The following is a 21,672-nucleotide window of genomic DNA, read 5'->3' on the forward strand; positions in this document are numbered from 1 at the left end:
GCTCCCTCCGTGAGGAGGGGGCGCCTTTTTTGCGATCTGAGATCGGGCGAGTAGCAGTTCGGCGGCGTGAGCCACTGATATACCTCCCCTTTACGGGGAGGTCGGCGGTCGAAGACCGACGGGTGGGGCTCTCGCCGCTATGACTCGGGTTGGGACGGACCCCACCCGTCGCGCCGCGCGCGCCACCCTCCCCGTAAAGGGGAGGGATGGGCTCGCGCCCGGCGTCCGCCCGGCTGCTTCGGTTTGAGCAAAGTTGACACGCCCACAGGACGCCCTCCCCATCGACGCCGTGCTGCCCGACATCCAGGCGGCGCTCTCGGCTTCTCCCAATCTCGTGATCGTCGCGCCGCCCGGCGCCGGCAAGACGACGCGCGTACCGCTCGCGCTGCTGGATGCACCGTGGGCGAGGGGCGGCAAGCTCATCCTGCTGGAGCCGCGCCGCCTTGCCGCCCGCGCCGCCGCGAGCCGCATGGCGACAACGCTTGGCGAGCAGATCGGCGAGACGGTGGGTCTGCGCATGCGGCTCGAGTCCAGGGTCTCGGCCAGGACCCGCATCGAGGTCGTCACCGAGGGCGTCTTCGCGCGCATGATCCTCGACGATCCGGCGCTCGATGGCGTCGCGGGCGTGCTCTTCGACGAATATCACGAGCGTTCGCTCGACGCGGACCTCGGCCTCGCTCTGGCGCTCGACGCCCAATCGGGGCTGCGCGACGATCTGCGCCTTATCGCCATGTCGGCGACGCTCGACGGCGCGCGCGTCTCGGCTTTGATGGGCGACGCGCGGACGGTCGTCTCCGAGGGCCGCGCCTTCGATGTCGAAACCCGCTATCTCGGCCGCGACCCCAATGAGCGCATAGAGGACGCCGTCGCCCGCGCCGTGCTGCGCGCCCTGCGCGAGGAGAAAGGCTCGGTGCTGGCCTTTCTGCCGGGGCAGGGCGAAATCCTGCGGACCGCCTCCCGCCTTGCAGAGGCGCGATTGGAGGGCGTCGATATTGCGCCGCTCTATGGCGCGCTCGATCGCGGCGAGCAGGACCGCGCTATTTCGCCCGCGCCACAGGGGCGCCGCAAGGTGGTGCTCGCGACCTCCATCGCCGAGACGTCGCTGACCATCGAAGGCGTGCGCGTCGTGGTCGATAGCGGCCTGTCGCGCGTGCAGCTTTACGAGCCGGATCTGGGCCTCTCGCGCCTCGAGACGGTGCGCGCCGCGCGGGCGAGCGTCGACCAGCGGCGCGGCCGCGCCGGGCGCACGGAGCCCGGCGTCTGTTACCGCCTTTGGGACGAGCCGCAGACGGCGTCGCTCCCCGCTTTCGCGGCGCCGGAGATATTGGCGGCGGACTTGTCGAGCCTTGCGCTCGATCTTGCCGCCTGGGGCGTAACCGATCCTGGCCAGCTCGCCTGGCTCGACCCGCCGCCGGCGCCGGCCTGGAAGGAGGCCGTGGCGCTGGACCAGGAACTCGGGGCGCTGGGCGCCGATGGGCGGCTCACGGAAGAAGGCAGAGCGTTGCGCGCGCTTCCGCTGCCGCCGCGTCTCGCCCGCATGGTGCTGGAGGCCGCGCGCTGCGGGGAAGCGGAGCGGGCGGCGGAGCTTGCCATGCTGCTTTCCGAGCGCGGACTTGGGGGGAATGACGCGGATCTGTCGCATCGGCTGGACCGGCTGCAGTCGGATGGGTCGAAGCGGGCGAAGGATGCGAGGAGGCTGGCGGGGAATTGGGCGAGGATGGCGATGGCGGCGTTGCCCCCTCCCTGTCCCTCCCCCGCTAAAGCGGGAGAGGGGACGCTCGCGATCAGCATTGCCGATGAAGGCCACGCTCTGCCCCCTCTCCCGCGCAGCGGGGGAGGGCTGGGGAGGGGGCTCTCCGACGGCGCCCTCATCGCGCTCGCTTATCCCGACCGCATCGCCAAATCGCGCGGGGCCAATGGCGACTTCCTCATGGCCAATGGCCGCGCCGCGAGCCTTCCTGTGGAAGACCCGCTGTCGCGCGCCCCCTTTCTCGCCGTCGCGGAGCTGACGGGCCGCGCGGCGCAGGCGCGCATTCTAGCGGCCTGCGCCCTCGCCGCCGAGGAAGTGGAGAGAATCGCCGGCGCGCGGATCGAGGCGCGCGATGAGACTGTTTTCGACCCCGCGACCGTCAGCCTGCGGCGCCGGCGCTTTCGGCGCCTCGGCGCGATCCGCCTGAGCGAGCAAAACCTCTCCGTCGAGGCCGACGCGGAGAGCGCGCAGGCGCTGGCGCGGGGGATCGCCGCGCTCGGCGTCGCGCGCCTGCCCTGGACCAAGGGCCAGGCGCAGCTTCGCGACCGCGCGGCTTTCCTGCGCCGGGCGGAGGGCGATGAATGGCCCGATCTCTCCGACGCGGCGCTGGCCGAAAGCGTCGAGGAGTGGCTCGCGCCTTATATTGTCGGCCGCGCCAGGCTGGGCGACATCGCCCCGGGCGATCTCGACGCGGCGCTCGCCCATCTCTTGCCCTACGACCTCATGCGCCGCCTCGACGCCGAGGCGCCCACGCATTTCGAAACGCCGGCCGGCTCCCGCCATGCGCTCGATTACGCCGCGCCCAACGGGCCGCTGCTCTCCGTGCGGGTGCAGGAGCTTTACGGCCTTTCGCAGCATCCGGCGCTGGCGCGCGGCAAGGTTCCGCTGACGTTGGAGCTGCTCTCGCCGGCGCATCGGCCGATCCAGACCACCCGCGACCTGCCGAGCTTTTGGTCAGGCTCCTGGAACGACGTCAAAAAAGAGATGAAGGGTCGCTATCCACGCCACCTCTGGCCGGACGAGCCGGCCAAAGCCTTGCCAACCACGCGAGCGAAGCCGCGAGGGTGAGTTAGCTGGTTTTCCGAGTGTGCCTTAAGATCCCCGCAAACTTTTCTCGCGAGGATCGCGCCGGGGCCGCATGCCAGGAAGCGTCATGCTCGGAAAGCAAATCTCATTTGCAGTGATCGCCGTGGTCGTCAGCGTGATCGCCGCGAAAGAGCTCATGCGCCTTGCGCCGCGTCCCGACGCTGCGCCACAGACCGCGCAGATCCGGCCCGCCGCGCAGCCTGTTGCGCCTGTGCGCGCGGCGCTCCCTGCGCGCATGGGGGAGACGCGTATTTCCGCCGATCAGAGGGGACAATTCTCGACCGACGCTGAAATCAACGGCGCCCGCATCTCGGGCATGCTGGTCGATACGGGCGCGACGCTTGTGGCGCTTTCTTATGAGGACGCCTCGGCTGCCGGTCTCTTTCCGGCGCCGGCGGACTATAAGTATCAGGTCAACACCGCCAATGGCGTCGCCCATGTCGCGCGCGCGACGCTCAACGACGTGCGGATCGGCAATATTGTCGTTCACAATGTCGAGGCGGTGGTCGGCGAGCGCGGCGCGCTGTCGGGGAGCCTCTTGGGCATGGCTTTCCTCTCGAAGCTGTCGCGCTTCTCGGTGGAATCGGGAGCCCTCGTGCTGAAACAATAGGATAGCTTGCGTGGTTTAGCGGTCGAGGCAAATTTGGCCGGCGCGGCGGGACGGTGTAAAGGGAGCCCGTCGTTTAGCTCGCAAGGACCGCCCATGCTGCCCAAGCCCGTTTCAATATTGACTCCCAATACTTTCGAGTATGAACAAAAGCCGCTCGTGAAGCCGACGGGCTTTCGCGAATATGACGCGCGTTGGCTCTTTGGGCCGGAACTCAATCTGATGGGCGTGCAGGCGCTCGGCATGGGTCTGGGCACGCTGATCCATGAAATGGGCGTCGCGCCGGACATTGTCACCGGCCATGATTATCGCGCCTATTCTTCCTCCATCAAGCTCGCTCTGGTCGCCGGCCTCATGGCCTCTGGCGTGCGCGTGCGCGACATCGGCCTCGCCCTGTCGCCCATGGCCTATTTCGCGCAATTCGAGCTCGACGCCCCCGCCGTCGCCATGGTCACGGCGTCGCATAACGACAATGGCTGGACCGGCGTGAAGATGGGCGCGCAGCGGCCCGTGACCTTCGGGCCCGACGAAATGAGCCGCCTGAAAGAGATCGTGCTGTCCGGCAAATACCGCCAGGCCGGCGGCGGCGCGTATCACTTCATCGAGAATTTCGGCGCGCGCTATCTCGACGATCTGACCCGCCGCCCGGCCTTTGGGCGCAAGATGAAGGTCGTCGCGGCTTGCGGAAACGGCACGGCCGGCGCCTTCGCGCCGCAGATGCTCGAGCGTCTCAGCTGCGAGGTGATCCCGCTCGACGTCGAGCCCGACTATAATTTCCCGCGCTACAACCCGAATCCCGAAGATCTGGAGATGCTGCACGCCATCGCGCATAAGGTGCGCGAGACGGGCGCCGACGTCGGGCTTGGCTTCGACGGCGATGGCGACCGCTGCGGCGTCGTCGACAACAATGGCGAGGAGATTTTCGCCGACAAGATCGGCGTGATGCTCGCGCGCGATCTCTCCAAGGTCTATCCGGGCGCGAAATTCGTCGTGGACGTGAAGTCGACGGGTCTCTTCGCAACCGACCCCGAGCTGGTCTCGCGCGGCGTTCATACGGATTATTGGAAGACCGGCCACTCTTATATCAAGCGCCGCGTGAACGACCTCAACGCGCTCGCAGGATTCGAGAAGTCGGGTCACTTCTTCTTCAACGCGCCGATCGGGCGCGGCTATGACGACGGCCTGCTGACGGCGGTGCATGTTCTGGAAATGCTGGATCGCAATCCCCAGAAGAGCATGGCCGATCTCTACAATGATCTGCCGAAGACATGGGGCTCGCCGACCATGTCGCCGCATTGCGACGACGAAAAGAAATATGAGGTCGTGAAGAAGGTGATCGCGCGCATCGAGGGCATGAAAACGCGCGGCGAAACACTCATCGGTCAGCCGATCCGCGACGTCGTGACGGTCAATGGCGTGCGCGTGACCGTCGCCGACGGCACATGGGGGCTGGTGCGCGCCTCGTCCAACAAGCCCGAGCTGGTCGTCGTCGTCGAGAGTCCGGTGTCAGAAGCGCGCCTGCGCGAGATGTTCGGCGCAGTGGACGCGATCCTGCGCGAAAATCCTGAAGTCGGCGCCTATAATCAGACGATCTGATGAACGCATAGGAAATCACCGCCGTCCTTGCGAGGAGGCGGAGCCGACGAAGCAATCCAGCGCCGCATCGCCGCCCTGGATTGCTTCGCTTTGCTCGCAATGACGGCGGTGAATAAAATCAGCGCTTTTGTGGCTCTGCATTCAGGGTCGGGCTTTCAGCCCGCCGGGAATGACACGCGCCGCGAGGATGATCAGAACACGATAGTCGCAAAGGCGCGCAGATTGGCGCCGGGCAGCAGCACCTCATCCTTTCGGAAAGAGACGCTGTTACGGATGTCGTCGTTCAGAAGATTATTGCCGACGAGGCCAAGGGTCATCTCGCTTCCCCAAGGATTGCTCGGCGCAAATTTCATGCGGTAGCTCAGCTCGGCGCGCAGCAGATTGTAGCCCTTGGTCGGCGTTTCGCCGGTCTGCGCAATATCGTTCTGGGCGAAGGCATGGAGCAGATTGGCGCGCGCGAGCCAATTGGCGTCGCGCCAGTAGAGACCGCCGCCGAGCCGGACAGGTGGGATGCGGGGCACATTGCCGCCGCTCGTAAAGCTCGCGCGCACGACGTCGAACTGGTTTTCGACGCCGATCGTTCCGCCCATCAGCGGGGCGACGTCGAGCTGGCTCTGGAACTCCGCGCCACGGAAGACGGCGTTGCGTTGCGAATAAAGCGCAAGCGCCAGATCGCCCGCGCCACCGATGGCGCAACTTGCGAAATCCCTCTGACAGACCGGGCCGGTGAGATTGCGGAAGATGAAGCCGTCGAAGCGCGTGATGTAAAGCGCAGCCTCGAAGCGCAACGGACCCTCCGCACGACGTAGGCCCAGCTCGAGCGTCTTCGCTTTCTCGATCCGCAAATTCGGGTTGCCGACATCGAAGGTGCCGGTGGCTTCGTGGATGCCGCGCGAGAGCAGTTCCGGCGCGCGCGGCGCGCGCTCGACATATTGCGCGGAGAGGCTGGCGACGAGTCCATATGGCAGATCGTGGAGCAGGCCGAAAGCGCCGCTGACCGGCGTGAAGTTCCTGTAGCGGCCGATTGGCGTTGTCGGATCGAGGAAGAGATCGGGCAAGGAGCCTGTCACCTGCACATTCTCGATCCGCTCGGCAAGCTGCGCCTTGAGAGCGTCCGTCAGTTTGAGTTCGTTGAAGAGATAGCCCGCAACGGCTTGGGTCCGGTTCGGATCGTAGAGCCCGCCTTCCAGCCCCGGGGAGGTGAGGAATTGATGATTGCCCTGCACGCCGGCGGCGCTCGTCAACACGCCGAACGGAAGCGCGATCGGCATGAACTGCATCTCGACCCGCACCTCGAGATCCTTGTTGGTGAAGGACTGCTGCACGCCGTTGAAACCACCCTCGTCGGCGCGTTCGTGGTGCTTGTAGTCGGTGAGCCCCGCCCAGAAGCGTATGGCGTCGACATAGGCCGAGCCGATGTGGAGCTCGCCCTTACCGGTGACCCGGGTCTGACGCATCTCGATGCGGGTGTCGGTCGCCGTCGGCTCGACGCCCGGAACGCGGTAGCGACTGTTGTATTGCGTCACCGCGAAGCCGACGAAGCCGCCGGTGGGGATCAGATAGCTCGCGCCGAGCGAGGCGCCGCCGGAGCGGTTCGACGAATTGGGCTGGCGGCCGGCAAAATAGGGCGGCGGCTCCGCGGCGAAGGGATCGACGTCGAGATAGGGGTAGCCGGGAATACGATAGTCGCTCGCGCGACGGCCATGCGCGTCGGCATGCACGACAACATTGCCGCGCCCCGCGTCGAGCAGCGTCGCGTTTTCGAGCAGATTGTCGACAGTCGCGACAGCGGCGCGCGTCTCGACCCGCGCGCAGCCGGTTTCGCGGAATGCGGCGTCGAGCGCGCAGGGCGGCGCCTCGGGAATGCGGTTGTTGGCGACGTTCACCACGCCGCCGATCGCCTGCGAGCCCCAGCGGAGCGTGGCGGGGCCGCGCACGACCTCCATCTGGCTCGCGCCGATCGGGTCGAGCGGCACGGCGTGATCCTCGCCCATTTCCGAGACGCCGCTCGCGCCGACGCCGTTCTCTTGTATGCGCACGCGGTAGTTGTTGAGGCCGCGCACGATCGGCCGGCTGGCCGCGCCGGGTGCAAAGCTCGAGCTCGTGAGGCCCGGACGGGAAAAGACGACGTCTCCCAGAGTTGTCCCGGTGGTGGACCGCAGTTCCTCATTCGTGACGACCGTGACGGCGGCGAATTGATCCGGCGCGATTGCCAATACGCCGCGCGGAGCCGTCTGCGCGGCCGCAGCCGAGGCAGGCTCGTCCGGCGTGGGCGCGCTCCGCCGGATAGGCGGGGCGCCTGGAGCGCGGGCTTGCGCCACCGGCGCGCTCGGACGCCGCTTGATGGGGCTTGTAGCGCCGACCTCGATCGTCGGGAGCGTCTGTTGCGCGGCGGCTGGCGCGGACATTGCGCAAATGCCGACAACCAGCGCGGAAGCGCCCATCGATTCGCCCAAGCCCTTTGATCTCACCGAAGCCTCCGCGCCGGATTTGCGCCTATGTTATAACATTACAGTCTTCGGTTGGATCAATACGGGATGTCGCGGCCGAACGAACTTTCCGACCGCTGTTGCGCTACAGCCACACATGGGCCGCAGCAGAGGCGTTGGAGGCGAATGATACGAGATCCGCTGGATTGGTTCCCCGACGCTCGCGCAGCGAGTGATTGGGAATCCAGAGCAAAACCTGCGCTTTTGTGACTCTGGATCCCCGATCGGGCCTTTGGCCCGTCGGGAATGACAAGCGCCAATGCGAGCTATTCAAACGGAAACGGTATGAATATTCCCGAACGATCAGACAGGCGCTGCGGCGTCTGCCTCCAGTTTATGCGGGAGACCGATAAGGTGAGGCATATTTTAGAAGTCGTCGCCGTCGGGCTTAGCCCCTGTCGCAGCAGCGATTTGCTTGAGACGTATCGGATTACTCGAACGCTCGATGATCACGGCGTAGAGCCGTTACAATTCGCTCCAGAGGTCATGTAATATTGAATATGGGGAGGCGAATATGTGTTGCGGACCGGGGCATAGCTCGTCCGCTGCATGCTCCAGGTCGGCGACGAGCTCCATTTGAACATTTCGAAATGGAAGCCCGGCGTGTAGTTGTAGACGACGTCGGCGATGATCATCGGCCCCGTGGGCGGATTGACGCCATTCGTGATGTTGACATAGCTCATGGGGATCGTTGTGACCGACACCGGCGTCGCATCCGAGGGCGTGAGAACTTGGCAGGGGCGCGCCGATGCGCCGTTGCGGGTGACCGACCAGCTTGTTTTCGCCTGCCACGAAGTTGCCGTCACCGCTGTGATGTTCACCTCGGAAATGGTCATTTTCATCGACGTGTCTGTGGTCGGCAGCCCCATCAGCACATTCGCCGCTGAAAAGATGGACGTGATCTCCGCTTCGCTCAACCCCGCTTGCCCGGTTGCGCATTTGGTAGAGGAGACGCCCGCTGGAGGATTGGGGCAGTCGATCTTTTGCGCCGTCAGATCGGCGAGCGTGTGCGCGACGAGATCGAGCCTCTGCGACGTCCGCATGCCGCGAGACAATTCGACGAGCCCCATATAAATCACGAGCATCAGAGGCAAGATCAACGCAAATTCGACGGCCGCCATGCCTCTGTCGTCGAGATACGGCCGGCCGCTGTGTCCGACAAAGCGCATCGTCGTTCTCATGGCTCCACACGAAAGGCGGCAATGCCCATGATCATATAGCTCCAGGCGCCGTTATTCTGGGTCTGCCCACTGCGGACTTGCGAGAAGCCGCTGCCGCCCGCGAGCGTGCTGCCGCCCAGGAAGCCCATGATCACGGAAGTCGGGTAGGCGACACGGACGATCGCAATTTTACCCGCCGCCGGCATGGCGATGTTGGTCGCGCGAGGGGCCGCCGTAAAGGAGTTGCCAGTGCTCGCCGACGTCCAATCCGAGGGGCTGCTGATGTCGACCAAAAGTTGCGAGCAGTCGAACATGGTCGATAAAGTGCCCCGCTGGACCGCGCCACTGGCCTGCCACGTACAAAGATACTTATCGACGAATTGCTGATAGGTCAGATTGGCGTCGGTGCTGTGTGTCAGCACAGCGCGGCTCGCCATTTCCGTCGCCATCTGCAGTTGAGCCGAGCGAAAATATACCGTGCCGGTTTCGAAGATGGCGCCGATGAGCCCGATGAAGGGCACGCTGATCATCGCAAATTCGACGGCGGTCACGCCGTTGCGATCCGCGAGGAAGCGTCTTGGCGTCAGTTGCTTTACGAATCGTCGCAGTCTGTTCGTCACGCGAGCCGCCATGTTCGATTCGAGCTGTATTCTTACTGTTCGCGAAACAAGCTGGCCGGAGACCCCGGGAGCTAGCGTCGCGCCGACGAGGCGGCCGAGTCGTAGGCCTTGGCAGCGTCGATGGTGGTGTTCATATATTGCACGTCGTCCGCCAGATCGACGGCTTTCGCGCATTTGGGATTGCAGGAAAGCGATTCGCGATGAAAGCCGCGCTGAACGACGACCTTGCTTTCTGACGGGACGACGGTGACGATCGACTCGCCAACTTGCGCGCCGCTTCGATCCAGAACGATCAAATTCGTCGACCCGAAGCTCTTCCCCGTGATGACCATGAGCTGGCTGTTCTTGAGCATCGTCACGTCGGCGACGAGCGGATTGCCGATCACGAGCGTCTGCGCGCCCTGCGGAATCTTCACGATACGCGCATAGTCGATATCCACGCGGATTGCGCGGTCGTCGGCGGGCGCGGCCGATGCCGCCGCCGCGTGAAATCCAGCGACGCTGGCAATTACAAGCAAAGCCTCGCGGAAAAGAGGCAGAGACAGATTCATTCGGTTCACCATGCAGCGCGCCTGATGCGGCGAGTTCCCGCGGGCTGGAGGCTTGCCGAGCGTTTCGGGTGGACGAAAAAAGCGTGGCTGCTCCGCTGACCGACTAAAGCAGCCAATGGTGAAGGGATCGCTAAAAATGTCTCGAATCTCTGGCGTATGATTTGGGGTTCAGAGAGGATGGGCCAGAGGAGCGGCAACGGGAAAAGGTAGAATTTTCTCGAACATACAAGCGAATGGATCGGCCGCCTTCGCGGCGGATGACGCGAATAAAAACATCAAGCTACGCTGCGAAAACGGTCAACGAACTTGAAAGGTTTGGGCGTTAGTTTGCGGACATTCGCTTGAGCCAAGACACACGGAGCGGCTCGACGGATCGTGAACTCAATTCGGAGCAGGAATATGAACCAGATCTTCGCGCGTTTCGTGAGAGACGAATCCGGCGCCACCGCGATCGAATACGGCCTGATTGCGTCGCTCATCGGCATCGCCATCATCGCGGCGATAACGGCCCTCGGCACCAAGCTCTCGGGAACTTTTTCAAAGGTTGCCGGCAACCTGATCTGACCGACCTCCTTCTTATGGAAGCCTGGAGACGGCCCCTCGATGGGGCCGTCCTCGTTTCCAAGCGGATATTTCAGCGCGCCTGCTTAACGGCGGGTTAATCGTTTCATTTTAATTAGCCAACTAGCGCCTTTATGCGCCCTCCCATGCTTTTCCAGGCAGCATCTTAAATGATCGAGTCAGCCGCGCTCATCGTCTTCCCGGCCGCCATGGTTTTTGCGGCCTTCTCCGATCTTTTCACGATGACGATACCCAACCGCGTCTCGCTCATTCTCATTGTCGTCTTTTTCGCGCTCGCGGCCTATATCCCGCTTTCCTGGAACGTGATTGTAACGCATGTCTCCTGCGGGCTCGCCGTTCTTGCGCTGACTTTCGTGCTTTTCCAACGCGGCTGGGTCGGCGGCGGCGACGCCAAGCTCGCCTCTGCGACAGCGCTTTGGCTCGGCTGGGAGAATCTCCTCGATTACGGCCTGGTCGCGTCCATCGCCGGCGGCGCGCTCACCCTCGTGATCCTGATGATGCGTTGGAACGAGTTGCCCAGCCGCTTGCTCTCCGTAAAATTCATCGCGCGTCTCGCCGAGAAGACGAATGGCGTGCCTTATGGAATTGCGTTGGCGATCGCCGGTCTGCTCATCTACCCGCAGACGGGCCTCTGGAGCCGCCTCGGCGGGCTCTGACCGACCGCGACCCGCGCGGGAACGATAATGAAAAGCAACCTCGCACAATCTGCCGAAGGTAGGGGCAGATCGTTGCGGGCGCGGCTGCACCTTATGAAAATACATTACTTGTAAGAACTAATTAACCCTAATTTGACTTTTCTGCGCTTGAATTTCGATCGACCGCCGTGTGGCGGGCCTTGGATTCGGGCACGATGAATAAAGCACAAATGGCAGTTCTGGGCGTTGCGGTCGCCGCTGGCGGCGCTGCGTTCTTGATGATGAACACATCCAGTCCGCCGCCCTCGCCCGTAGAGGTCGCAGCGCCTCAGCCGCCGGTCAATGTCGATCAGGTGCTCGTCGCCGCCCGTGATCTTCCTTACGGCACGGAGATCGCCGACGCCGACACGAATTGGGTCGATTGGCCGTCCGCAGCGCTTCCGCCGGGGGCGCTGACGAAGAGCACGGCGCCAAACGCCAAAGAGGACGTGAAGTCCTCATATGTGCGCATCCCGATTTCCGCGAATGAGCCAGTGCGTAAGGAACGCTTGGTCAAGGGCGTTACCGCCGGCCTGATGTCGACCATGGTGTCGCCGGGCAAACGCGCTGTCGCCATCGATGTGACGCTCAACAACACGGCGGGCGGATTCATCCTTCCCAACGATCGCGTCGACGTCATTCGCACGTACCGCGATCCGGAGGCCACGAAAGATCTCGGGCATGAGGTCTATGGCTCCGAGGTCGTTCTTTCGAATGTGCGCGTCCTCGCGATGGGGCAGACGATCGAGAAAAAAGGCGCGGAGCCCGTTGTGACCGGTTCGACCGCCACTCTCGAGCTCGATCCCCGTCAAGCCGAACTCATCGTTCTCGCCCAGCGCACCGGACAGCTCGTCCTTTCCCTGCGACCCATCACCGACGCGATCGCAAAGGATGCCTCCGCCGAGGCGCCCAATGACGGTTCCGGCGAGGACACGCTGACCGTCGTCAAGCATGGCGTGCCCGCAAATCTTCGAACGAAGTGAGCGCCTCGATGCGATCCGCGACCCTGTTTCCCCCGTTTTTCCGAAGGCCGCCCATGAGCCGTTTGACCCATAATCTGATCGGCGCGGCCGTGGCGGCGCTTGCGATCGCCGCCGCGGTGACCGCGCCGGCCAAGGCGCAGGGGCCATTCCCCGGCGGAATCGAAGCGGACGCCAGCGCGACGCTTGCTCGACGCATCATGATGGGCGTCGGCAAATCCATGATCGTCGATTTGCCGCGCGACGTCTCCGAAGTGATCATCGGCAATCCGAAGGTCGCCGACGCTGTCGTTCGCACGCCGCGCAAGCTTTATTTGATCGGCGGCGAGAACGGCCAGACAACTGTTATCGGGCTCGATGCGAATGGGCGGCAGGTCGCCAATCTCGAAATCAGCGTCGGCCGCGACGTCGGCGAATTGATGCCGCTTCTGAGAGCCGCGCTGCCGAAATCGAACATCATCGCCCGCACGGTCAATGACGTCATTATCCTCACCGGCAATGTCAGCTCCGCTGGCGAGGCTCAGCGCGCCGTGGACATCGCCAAGGGCTTCGCCTCGCGAGTCATGAATTCCGCGGGCGCGGGGGGCGCAGCTTCGACCAGCGCGCAGGGCGGCGCCGCGGGCGCCGATGGATATGTCGTCAACGCGATGACGATCCGCGGCGAAGAACAGGTGATGCTGAAGGTCACGGTCGCGGAAGTCGACCGAAACATCATCAAGCAGCTCGGTTTCTCTCCGCAGTCTGGCGGCGATCTGCTGTTGAACGGCGGCTGGGGTAAATTCGTCCAGGAAAATCCCTTCGCCGTGAACGGGGGATTGAGCGCCACTGCGCTCACGATCAACGGTCCCAACAACACCGCCGCGACGCTGAAGGCTTTCGAACGGTACGGCGTTTCGCGCGTGCTCGCTGAACCAACGGTCACGGCCATTTCGGGCGAGCAGGCGAAGATGCTTGTCGGCGGCGAAATCCCCGTGCCAGGTTCCTGCGGCGCGACGTCGAGCGGCTTTTGCGTGAACCCGGGCATCGTGTTCAAGCCATATGGCGTCTCGTTGAACTTCATTCCGGTCGTTCTATCCGAGGGCCGCATCTCGTTGCGCCTGTCGACCGAAGTCACCGAGGTCGACAAGCAGAATTCCTACACTTACGCCAATGTGACCGTTCCCGGCTTCAAGAGCCGCAAGAACGAAACGACGGTCGAGCTTCCCTCGGGAGGCTCGATCGCCACGGCGGGATTGCTCACGCATACGACCCAGCAAGCAATCAACGGCGTTCCGGGTCTGCTCAATCTGCCGATTCTCGGCTCCTTGTTCAGATCGCGGGACTATCAGCGCAACGAGTCGGAGCTGCTCATCATCGTCACGCCTTATGCGGCGCGAGCGCTCACGCAACAGGAGATTTCGCGGCCTGATGACGGCTTCGCGGACGCTTCGGACCCGCAGGCCTGGTTGCTGGGGCGCGTGAACCGCATTTATTCGACCCGCAGCAATCCGCAAATGATGCAGAACTTCAAAGGTCGTATCGGATTCATTCACGACTGACGCGCGCGACGGCCGCGAAGGATGAGAAATATGCCCACGCAAATGCAGATAGCGGAGCCGCTCGGCGTCTTCGCAAAGAAAACCAGGCCCCGAACGCGACGTCTCGCCAGAGTTTTGGCCGCAGCTCTCCTGGCGCCGCTCGGAGCATGCGGCGTCCAGAGAACTCTGCCGCCGCCCGCGACGCCTCACGACTATCATGATCGCCACCCGGTCGTGCTGAGCGACGCGCCGCAGGTGCTCGATGTGTTCCCGTCGTCTTTTCGCGGGCGCATCGACAACGACACGCAGGGACGCATCAACGAGTTTGTGGCGCGTTACAGGGAATTTGGCCACGGCCAGATCACCATGTTGACCCCGGTTGGAAGCCCGGCTGCTGCGGCGAGCGCCGCGGAGGCGAATGCCGTGCGCCGTGCGCTTGCCTATGCCGGAATTGGCGGAAACATCATCGGCGGAACGTATCCGGTAACCGATCCCAAGCTCGCCGCGCCCATTCGTCTGTCTTTCCAATCCTTGAAGGCGAAAGTGGCTGGTCGCTGCGGCGAATGGCCGAGGGACCTTGCCTCCGGCTCGTCCGTCGATGGCTGGGAGAATCAGACCTATTGGAATTTTGGCTGCGCCTCGCAGGCGACGCTGTCCGCGCAGGTCGCCGATCCGCGTGACCTTGCGAATCCGCGCGGCGAAACGCCGTCCGACATCGAGCTGCGCATGCGCAATATCAACAAAATGCGTCGCGGCGAAGAACCGAGCACGATGTGGCGGCTCAAGGCGAGCGACATCAGCCAGGTCGGGGGAAGCTGATCATGTCCGACAAGCACGGCGAACGCGATGCTGCGGTTCAGATCGCGCCGGTTCCACGGATTTCGGTGCAGGGCTTCTGCGAGTCTCAGGACGTCGCGCAGGTGATCGAAAACGCGGCAACAGACCGGCGCATGAGCAAGGCGCATGTGAAGGTTCACATGGGCGGGATTGCCGCGGCCGTCGAAGCCTATCGTACCGCGCCGACGCCTAATCTCATCGTCCTCGAGACCTATGCGGATCGGACGGTGCTGATGGAGCAGCTCGATAGTCTGGCCGAGTTTTGCGACTCGGGGACCAAGGTGATGGTCATCGGCCATGAAAACGACATCGCGCTCTATCGCGAGTTGACGGCGCGCGGCGTCAGCGATTATGTCGTCGCGCCGCTCGACGTTCTCACTTTCATCGGGCAGGTGTCTCACCTTTATAATGGTCCGCACGCCGAGGTGATCGGCAAATTGATCGCGGTGGTCGGCGCCAAGGGCGGCGTCGGCGCTTCGACGATCTGCCACAACCTTGCCTGGTCGATCTCGCGCCAGCTCGAGTGCCAGACGGTGATCGTCGATCTCGATCTGCCGTTCGGCACAGCGGGTCTCGATTTCAACCAGGACCCGCCGCAGGGCGTCGCGGACGCAGTCTTCTCGCCCGAGCGATTGGACACGGCTTTCGTCGATCGCCTTCTGTCGAAATGCAGCGACACCCTCAGCATTCTTGCCGCGCCGGCGACGGTGGAGCGGCTTTACGATCTTCAGGAGCAGGCTTTCGACGCAACGCTCGACATTCTACGCTCCACGACGCCGTGCTCCATTTTGGATGTCCCCCATCAATGGACGGCCTGGACGAAGCGCGTCCTGGTCGCGGCCGACGAGGTGGTTTTGGTCGCTTCGCCTGATCTCGCCAATTTGCGAAACGCGAAGACGCTGATGGATGCGCTTCGCGCCCAGCGCGTCAATGATCCGGCGCCTCGGCTCGTGCTCAACATGGTCGGCGTGCCGCGCCGCCCGGAAATCGCCCTTCCAGAATTTGCGAAGGCGATCGAGGTGGAGCCTGTCGGAGTCGTGCCATTCGAGCCGAAGCTGTTCGGGACCGCGGCGAATAACGGTCAGATGCTCGCGGAGGTGGAGGCGGGCTCCAAGATCGTCGAAGCGCTCGACGACATCGCGCGGCAATTGATGGGGCGCGTCGTGGTGCGGCGCGCCAAGAAGACTCTGCTTTCGCCGCTCCTCGATCATTTCGTGCGTAAGAAGGCGAGCTGAAGACCGTCGCAGCATCTACCGCATCGGCCAGGGATAATCGGCAATGTTCGGAAAGCGTACGAGTGTCGGCGATATGGCGCAGCGGCCCCGGGGACCGGCTGCAGCGACCATGGTCAAGCCGCAACTGCCTTTGCCTGTGGCGCCGAGTTACGAGCCAGCGGTCCCGGCGCCGGCGCCAGCGCCCGAGCAAAAGAAGTCCGAAGAATATTATCTGACGAAGAGCGTCATCTTCGGCGCGCTGATCGAGGCGATCGACCTCGCGCAGCTCTCGAAGCTCGACCCCGAAAACGCCCGCGAAGAAATTCGCGACATCGTCAACGAAATCGTCGCCATCAAAAATGTCGTGATGTCGATCGCCGAGCAGGAGGAGCTGCTCGACGATATCTGTAACGACGTTCTCGGATATGGCCCGCTCGAGCCTTTGCTCGCGCGCGACGATATTGCGGACATCATGGTCAATGGCGCGTTCAAGACCTATATCGAAGTCGGCGGCAAGATTCAGCTTACGAACATTCGCTTCCGGGACAATGCGCAACTGATGAACATCTGTCAGCGTATCGTGTCCCAGGTCGGCCGTCGCGTCGACGAGGCGTCGCCGATCTGTGATGCGCGTCTGCTCGACGGCTCGCGCGTCAATGTGATTGCGCCGCCGCTTGCGATCGACGGTCCGGCGCTCACCATTCGTAAGTTCAAGAAGGACAAGCTGACCCTCGACCAGCTAATGCGCTTTGGCGCGATTTCGCCAGAGGGCGGCGAGGTGCTCAAGATTATCGGCCGCGTTCGCTGCAACGTGCTCATCTCTGGCGGCACCGGCTCGGGTAAAACGACTCTGCTGAACTGCCTTACCAATTACATCGACGTCGACGAGCGGGTCATTACCTGTGAGGACGCGGCGGAGCTGCAACTCCAACAACCGCACGTCGTGCGTCTTGAAACGCGACCGCCGAACCTCGAGGGGCAGGGCGCGGTGACGATGCGCGATTTGGTCAAGAACTGCCTGCGTATGCGTCCGGAACGCATCATCGTGGGCGAGGTGCGCGGACCGGAGGCTTTCGATCTGTTGCAGGCGATGAACACCGGCCACGACGGCTCGATGGGGACGCTCCACGCCAACTCGCCGCGCGAAGCGCTCGGCCGCCTCGAGTCGATGATCACCATGGGCGGTTTCGCGCTGCCGGGGAAAACCATCCGCGACATGATCGTGTCGTCGATCGACGTAATCATTCAGGCCGCCCGCCTGCGCGACGGCTCTCGCCGGATCACGCACATTAGTGAAGTTCTCGGACTCGAAGGCGATGTCGTGACCATGCAGGATCTCTTTGTTTACGAGATCCTCGGCGAGGATGCGAATGGGAAGATCGTCGGCCGGCACCGTTCGACCGGCATCGGCCGTCCAAGATTCTGGGAGCGTGCGCGCTACTATGGCGAAGACGAGCGTCTCGCTGCAGCGCTCGACGCCGCGGATGTGGGCGATCTGGAAAAATAAGAGGTCGAGGGCCAGGGTATGGATCGGCAGATTATTGTCGTGGCGTTGATCGTGCTCGCTGTTGCGGCGCTGATGTACGTCTTCGTCTATCCCTATCTCTCGGGCGACATCAAAGCCCAGAAGCGCCAAGCGGCGCTGATGACTGGTCCCGCCGAACGGTCGAGCAATGCGAGAGGCGGCGATCCGGCGAAGCGTCGCAAAGCCATCGCGGACAGCCTGAAGGAAGTCGAGGAAAAGAACAAAAAGCAGCGGGTCACGCTCGAGCAGAGCATCGCTCAAGCCGGATTGACCTGGTCCAAGGAGGCCTTTCTCGGGGCCTCGGTGGGGTTCGGGCTGTTTATTGGATTTCTCGTCTTCGTCGTCAACGGCGACATGCTGGTGGCGTTAGGCGCCGCTGCTGTCGGCATGTTCGGATTGCCGAACTGGATTTTGTCTTTCTTACGCAAGCGTCGTATCGCAAAGTTCATCGACGAATTTCCGGGCGCCATCGAAGTGATCATCCGCGGCGTCAAGGCTGGCTTGCCGGTCGGAGATTGCTTTCGCGTGATCGCTGCGGAAGGGCAGGAGCCTGTGCGCGGCGAATTCAAACGTATCGTCGAATCGCAGGCGATCGGCCTTTCGATCGGCGAAGCGTCCGAGCGCTTCGCCGAGCGCGTGCCGGTGCCCGAGGTTTCGTTCTTTTCCATCGTGATCAACATTCAGCAGAAATCCGGCGGCAATCTTTCCGAAGCTTTGTCCAATCTTTCGGCGGTTCTTCGTGACCGCAAAAAGATGAAGGGAAAGGTGCAGGCGATGTCCTCCGAAGCAAAGGCGTCCGCCGGCATCATCGGCAGTCTGCCTTTCCTCGTCGGCGGCGCAGTGTTTTTCACCACCCCCTCCTACATGATGATCCTGTTCACCTCGACGCTCGGCAAGATCATTATCGCCGGATGCCTTTTGTGGATGGCGATCGGCGTGTTCATCATGCGTAAGATGATCAACTTCGACATATAGAAATACTGAGCGGTAAAGGCGGGGTTGGCGAGGCCGGCGAAATGGACGAGCTAGTAGAGAAGATCACAAACACGCATTTCGTCGTCAGCGCATTGACCGCGATTGCCGTGATCGCGACGATCATAACGCTGGCTATGCCGCTGTTGAGCGACGACTCCCTCGCCAAGCGAATGAAAAGCGTCTCCAGCGAGCGCGAGAGAATTCGTCAGCGTGAACGCGCGCTCGCAAAAAGCCAGCAGCAGGTCAAGGGGCTTCGCCACGAGTCGAAGACCTATATGAAGAATATCGTCGAGAAATTTTCGTTGTCGACGTGGCTGAACACGGAGGACGCGAAAATGAAGCTCGCGTCGGCGGGCTTCCGTGGGCCGCAGGCGGAAATTGCTTTTCTGTTCTTCCGATTGGTGACGCCGATCGGATTTTTCCTTGCTGCGCTTCTCTGGGTTGTTGTTTTCAGCGACCCTGAGACGGGCATGCTGTTCAAGGCCGGCGCCGTGATCGCCGCGACCTATCTCGGCATCAAGGCGCCCGAAGTGTTCATCAGCAATACGATCGCCAACCGTCAGCAGTCGATGCAAAGGGCCTTTCCGGACGCCCTCGATTTGATGCTGATCTGCGTCGAATCGGGCATGTCGATCGAGCATGCATTTCGCAAGGTCGGCCAGGAGATCGGCGTTCAGTCGCTTCCGCTCGCCGAGGAGTTCGCGCTGGCGACGGCCGAGCTTTCTTATCTTCCCGACCGGCGCACCGCCTATATCAATCTTGCGGCGCGCACGGGCCTCGACGGCGTGAAGCAGATCTCGACCGTTCTGATCCAAGCCGAGAAATATGGCACGCCGCTCGGTCAGGCGCTGCGCATCACGGCGCAGGAAAGCCGCGACAATCGCCTGATGGAGGCCGAGAAGAAAGCCGCAGCCTTGCCGCCCAAGCTGACCGTGCCGATGATCATCTTCTTTCTGCCGGTGCTGATGGTTGTCGTTCTGGCGCCCGCCGCCATTCAGGTGATGCAGACCACCGGTTGACGTTCGACAACGTGAGGCGCTCGACAAAGCGCGGCGCCTCGTCCATGAAGCCCTCATGGTCTCGACCTTTGCCCGCGATATTCGCGCTTGTCTGCGGTTCTATTCCCGTCTTCCGGTTCCGCCGGGAGACGACGGCCATGCGATGCCTGATTTCGCGCGTGTGAGCTGGGCGGCGCCTCTGGCGGGCGGCGTCATCGGCGCGATCGGCGCCGGCGTCGTCTTGATCGGGGGCTTTTTGCATCTGCCGAGCTTCGTCGTTGCGGCCTGTGCAGTGGGCGCGCTGACTCTGGCGACGGGCGGGTTGCATGAGGACGGTCTCGCGGATCTCGCCGATGGTTTCGGCGGCGGCGCAACGCGTGAACAGAAACTCGCCATCATGCGCGACAGTCGCCTCGGCGCCTATGGCGCGCTCGCGCTCTGCCTCACGGCGTTGCTGCGCGTCGCGGCGGTGGCGGCGACGTTCGAGAGAAGCGTTCTGCTGGCGGCTCTCGCCATCGTCTCGGCGTCGGCGCTCTCGCGGGCCGTGGGGCTCATTCCGATGATGATGCTTCTGCCCGCACGCGGCGACGGCGCCGGCGCATCGGCTCCGACGCCGTCGCCCTCGGCCATGCGTCTGGCGCTTATCATCGGGGGCGTGATCGCGCTTGCGCCATGGCTTTGCGGCGCCTCTTTGGCGCAGACGGTCGTCGCGCAAACGGCCGCGATGGCGGGGGCGCTCGGCGTGTCGAATCTGGCCCGGCGGCAGATTGGCGGCTATACGGGCGACGTGCTGGGCGCATCGCAACAGGTTGCAGAAATCGCGCTGCTCATCGCTGTTTCGGCGGCTTGAAAATCAGGCCGCGGCGTCGCGCAGTCGCGCCATGGCGCTTCGGACTTCAGAAATCGCGCCGGTCAGAACTTCGACGCCGGCTCCCGGCCGCACGGCTTCCAGCGCCAGGCGTCGGCGGAAGGCGCGGGCGCCGGGAAGACCGGTGAAAAGACCGAGCATGTGGCGGGTCATATTCGACAGCTTTTCTCCTTTGCCGAGCTCGCGCTCGATGTAGGGGATATAGGCGTCGACGGCCGCGAACATATCCGGATAGGGCGCGTCCTCCTGGAAGAACTCGGGATCGACTCGCAGGAGGAGGCCAGGGTCGTGATAAGCGGCGCGGCCGATCATCACGCCATCCATTCTCTCGAGCTGCGCGTGCATCTGGGGAAGCGTGGTCAATCCGCCATTGATCGCCATGGGCGTCTGGGGGAATGCGCGCTTGAGCTTGTGCACGAGGGCGTAATCGAGCGGCGGAACGTCGCGGTTCTCTTTGGGTGAGAGCCCCTTGAGCCAGGCTTTGCGCGCATGGACGACAAGCGCGTCGACGCCTGCCTCGATGCAGTGTCGCGCCATCGCGAAGAGCGCGGGCTCTGGTTCCTGGTCGTCGACGCCAATGCGGCATTTCACGGTCACTGGCGCGGCGATGACGTCTTTCATCGCCTTCACGCAATCGGCGACGAGGGCAGGGCGCAGCATGAGGCAGGCGCCGAAGGCTCCGTTCTGCACGCGATCGGATGGGCACCCGACGTTGAGATTGACCTCGCAGTAGCCGAAGTCTTCGACAATCTTCGCCGCGCGCGCCAGCTCCGCCGGATCGGAGCCGCCGAGCTGAAAGGCGACCGGCTGCTCGAAGGGGTCGAAACGCATGAGACGCGCGCGATCGCCGTGGATGACGGCGCCGGTCGTCAGCATTTCGGTGTAAAGGCGCGCGCGGCGCGTCAGCAGCCGATGGAAGAAGCGGCAATGGCGATCCGTCCAATCCATCATCGGCGCGACAGAGAAGCGGATGTCGCTGTTTTTAATTTTTTTTTGTTTTGCTTCAGTCACTTGTCTCTCTCGGAAATCATCCAATTTGTTCCGGTTTTATTCCGATTCTGCATCATTTTGAGCCCCAGGCTACAGCATTGCTGTAACTTTGGTGCTCATGCTGTAAATGGGAACCATCATTCCGCGAAGGCGCAAGGACGGCTCGACTGGCTATATGGCCCAAATCTCGATGCGACGCGACGGCCATGTGCATCCTGAGACAAAGACCTTCGATCGCAATCAGGCCGCATCAGCGTGGCTCGAAAAGCGCGAGCGCGAGCTTGAAAGGCCGGGCGCCATAAATTTTGACCGCAAAATTCACATTTTGCCCGAGGTCATCCGTGGTGGAGCGGCCACGAGCTGCTCATCTGAGAAGCCGAAAATGGATCTTTAATGGTGGTGTCCCCCGCCACCGCTCAGACCGGGGCCGTTAGTCGCGTCTTCGTCGGTAGGCAATTGCCCGACGCGCTTGAGGAACGCCGCATGTTGTTCCGGCGTGTGATGAGCGTGAACGCCGCCGAGCTTGGTGTAGACGGCGGGATCCAGCGAATTGGCGGGGTTGGCCGAGCTGGTGGAATTGCAGCCCGACATAGCAGGCAGACTAGCGAGCGAGAAGATGAGCATTCGTATTTTCACTGCGTTTTCTCCTCAAA

The 21,672-nt window shown here is 63.0% G+C and carries 19 protein-coding genes; 13 read left to right on the forward strand and 6 right to left on the reverse strand.

Features of this window, described 5'->3' with window-relative positions; translation table 11 throughout:
• The first annotated feature begins 253 nt into the window (after positions 1–253).
• From hrpB to QMG84_RS06785, 3 genes are all read left to right on the forward strand, one after another.
• On the forward strand, positions 254–2,818 hold the full coding sequence (gene hrpB / locus QMG84_RS06775) for an ATP-dependent helicase HrpB (protein ID WP_281931332.1): 2,565 nt from the start codon (positions 254–256) through the stop codon (positions 2,816–2,818).
• Positions 2,819–2,903: 85 nt separating this feature from the next.
• On the forward strand, positions 2,904–3,446 hold the full coding sequence (locus tag QMG84_RS06780) for a retropepsin-like aspartic protease family protein (protein ID WP_281931333.1): 543 nt from the start codon (positions 2,904–2,906) through the stop codon (positions 3,444–3,446).
• Between the two features lie 93 nt (positions 3,447–3,539).
• Positions 3,540–5,039 carry a phosphomannomutase/phosphoglucomutase gene (locus QMG84_RS06785; RefSeq protein ID WP_281931335.1) on the forward strand — a complete coding sequence of 500 codons (1,500 nt, stop codon included), beginning with the start codon at positions 3,540–3,542 and terminating at the stop codon, positions 5,037–5,039.
• Between the two features lie 191 nt (positions 5,040–5,230).
• On the opposite strand, the gene QMG84_RS06790 is transcribed toward QMG84_RS06785, so the two are convergent.
• The 4 genes from QMG84_RS06790 to QMG84_RS06805 all read right to left on the reverse strand — a co-directional run bounded on the left by QMG84_RS06790 (position 5,231) and on the right by QMG84_RS06805 (position 9,871).
• Positions 5,231–7,483 (reverse strand): TonB-dependent receptor, encoded by a 2,253-nt coding sequence (locus QMG84_RS06790; protein WP_281931937.1) that lies wholly within the window; start codon positions 7,481–7,483, stop codon positions 5,231–5,233.
• 494 nt (positions 7,484–7,977) lie between these two features.
• Positions 7,978–8,709: a TadE family protein gene (locus QMG84_RS06795; protein ID WP_281931337.1), complete on the reverse strand. Its 732-nt coding sequence runs from the start codon at positions 8,707–8,709 to the stop codon at positions 7,978–7,980.
• The gene (locus QMG84_RS06800; protein WP_281931338.1) at positions 8,706–9,239 is read right to left on the reverse strand and encodes a TadE/TadG family type IV pilus assembly protein; all 534 of its coding nucleotides are present in this window, start codon (positions 9,237–9,239) and stop codon (positions 8,706–8,708) included. Before QMG84_RS06800 ends, QMG84_RS06795 begins: the two co-directional genes overlap by 4 nt.
• Before the next feature lie 140 nt (positions 9,240–9,379).
• Positions 9,380–9,871, reverse strand: coding sequence for a pilus assembly protein N-terminal domain-containing protein (locus tag QMG84_RS06805; protein WP_281931340.1), 492 nt, complete (start codon positions 9,869–9,871; stop codon positions 9,380–9,382).
• Between the two features lie 387 nt (positions 9,872–10,258).
• On the opposite strand from QMG84_RS06805, the gene QMG84_RS06810 reads away from it, so the two are divergent.
• The 10 genes from QMG84_RS06810 (at position 10,259) to cobS (ending at position 20,011) form a co-directional block, all read left to right on the forward strand.
• Complete coding sequence (locus QMG84_RS06810; RefSeq protein ID WP_281931341.1) at positions 10,259–10,423, forward strand: Flp family type IVb pilin; 165 nt, start codon at positions 10,259–10,261, stop codon at positions 10,421–10,423.
• Between the two features lie 167 nt (positions 10,424–10,590).
• Positions 10,591–11,097 carry an A24 family peptidase gene (locus QMG84_RS06815; protein ID WP_281931343.1) on the forward strand — a complete coding sequence of 169 codons (507 nt, stop codon included), beginning with the start codon at positions 10,591–10,593 and terminating at the stop codon, positions 11,095–11,097.
• Between the two features lie 194 nt (positions 11,098–11,291).
• Positions 11,292–12,098, forward strand: coding sequence for a Flp pilus assembly protein CpaB (gene cpaB, locus QMG84_RS06820; protein WP_281931345.1), 807 nt, complete (start codon positions 11,292–11,294; stop codon positions 12,096–12,098).
• Positions 12,099–12,151: 53 nt separating this feature from the next.
• Positions 12,152–13,633: a type II and III secretion system protein family protein gene (locus QMG84_RS06825; protein ID WP_281931346.1), complete on the forward strand. Its 1,482-nt coding sequence runs from the start codon at positions 12,152–12,154 to the stop codon at positions 13,631–13,633.
• A 30-nt stretch (positions 13,634–13,663) separates the two neighbouring features.
• A complete protein-coding gene (locus tag QMG84_RS06830; RefSeq protein WP_281931347.1) occupies positions 13,664–14,431 on the forward strand; it encodes a CpaD family pilus assembly protein in 768 nt (255 codons plus the stop codon).
• A gap of 2 nt (positions 14,432–14,433) precedes the next feature.
• On the forward strand, positions 14,434–15,684 hold the full coding sequence (locus QMG84_RS06835; RefSeq protein ID WP_281931348.1) for a CpaE/TadZ family protein: 1,251 nt from the start codon (positions 14,434–14,436) through the stop codon (positions 15,682–15,684).
• Positions 15,685–15,727: 43 nt separating this feature from the next.
• Positions 15,728–17,170, forward strand: coding sequence for a TadA family conjugal transfer-associated ATPase (locus QMG84_RS06840; RefSeq protein WP_281931349.1), 1,443 nt, complete (start codon positions 15,728–15,730; stop codon positions 17,168–17,170).
• A gap of 18 nt (positions 17,171–17,188) precedes the next feature.
• Entirely contained in the window at positions 17,189–18,163 is a 975-nt protein-coding gene (locus tag QMG84_RS06845) for a type II secretion system F family protein (RefSeq protein ID WP_281931351.1), read from the forward strand.
• A 41-nt stretch (positions 18,164–18,204) separates the two neighbouring features.
• Positions 18,205–19,182 (forward strand): type II secretion system F family protein, encoded by a 978-nt coding sequence (locus QMG84_RS06850; RefSeq protein ID WP_202072516.1) that lies wholly within the window; start codon positions 18,205–18,207, stop codon positions 19,180–19,182.
• Positions 19,183–19,237: 55 nt separating this feature from the next.
• Positions 19,238–20,011, forward strand: a complete 774-nt coding sequence (gene cobS / locus QMG84_RS06855) for an adenosylcobinamide-GDP ribazoletransferase (protein WP_281931355.1) — start codon at positions 19,238–19,240, stop codon at positions 20,009–20,011.
• A 3-nt stretch (positions 20,012–20,014) separates the two neighbouring features.
• Here cobS and dusA read toward each other — a convergent pair whose 3' ends face one another.
• On the reverse strand, positions 20,015–20,980 hold the full coding sequence (gene dusA / locus QMG84_RS06860; RefSeq protein WP_281931939.1) for a tRNA dihydrouridine(20/20a) synthase DusA: 966 nt from the start codon (positions 20,978–20,980) through the stop codon (positions 20,015–20,017).
• A 429-nt stretch (positions 20,981–21,409) separates the two neighbouring features.
• Positions 21,410–21,655: a hypothetical protein gene (locus tag QMG84_RS06865; RefSeq protein ID WP_281931357.1), complete on the reverse strand. Its 246-nt coding sequence runs from the start codon at positions 21,653–21,655 to the stop codon at positions 21,410–21,412.
• Between the last annotated feature and the right edge of the window lie 17 nt (positions 21,656–21,672).

This window comes from Methylocystis iwaonis, from assembly GCF_027925385.1.
In the GTDB taxonomy this organism is placed as follows: domain Bacteria; phylum Pseudomonadota; class Alphaproteobacteria; order Rhizobiales; family Beijerinckiaceae; genus Methylocystis; species Methylocystis iwaonis.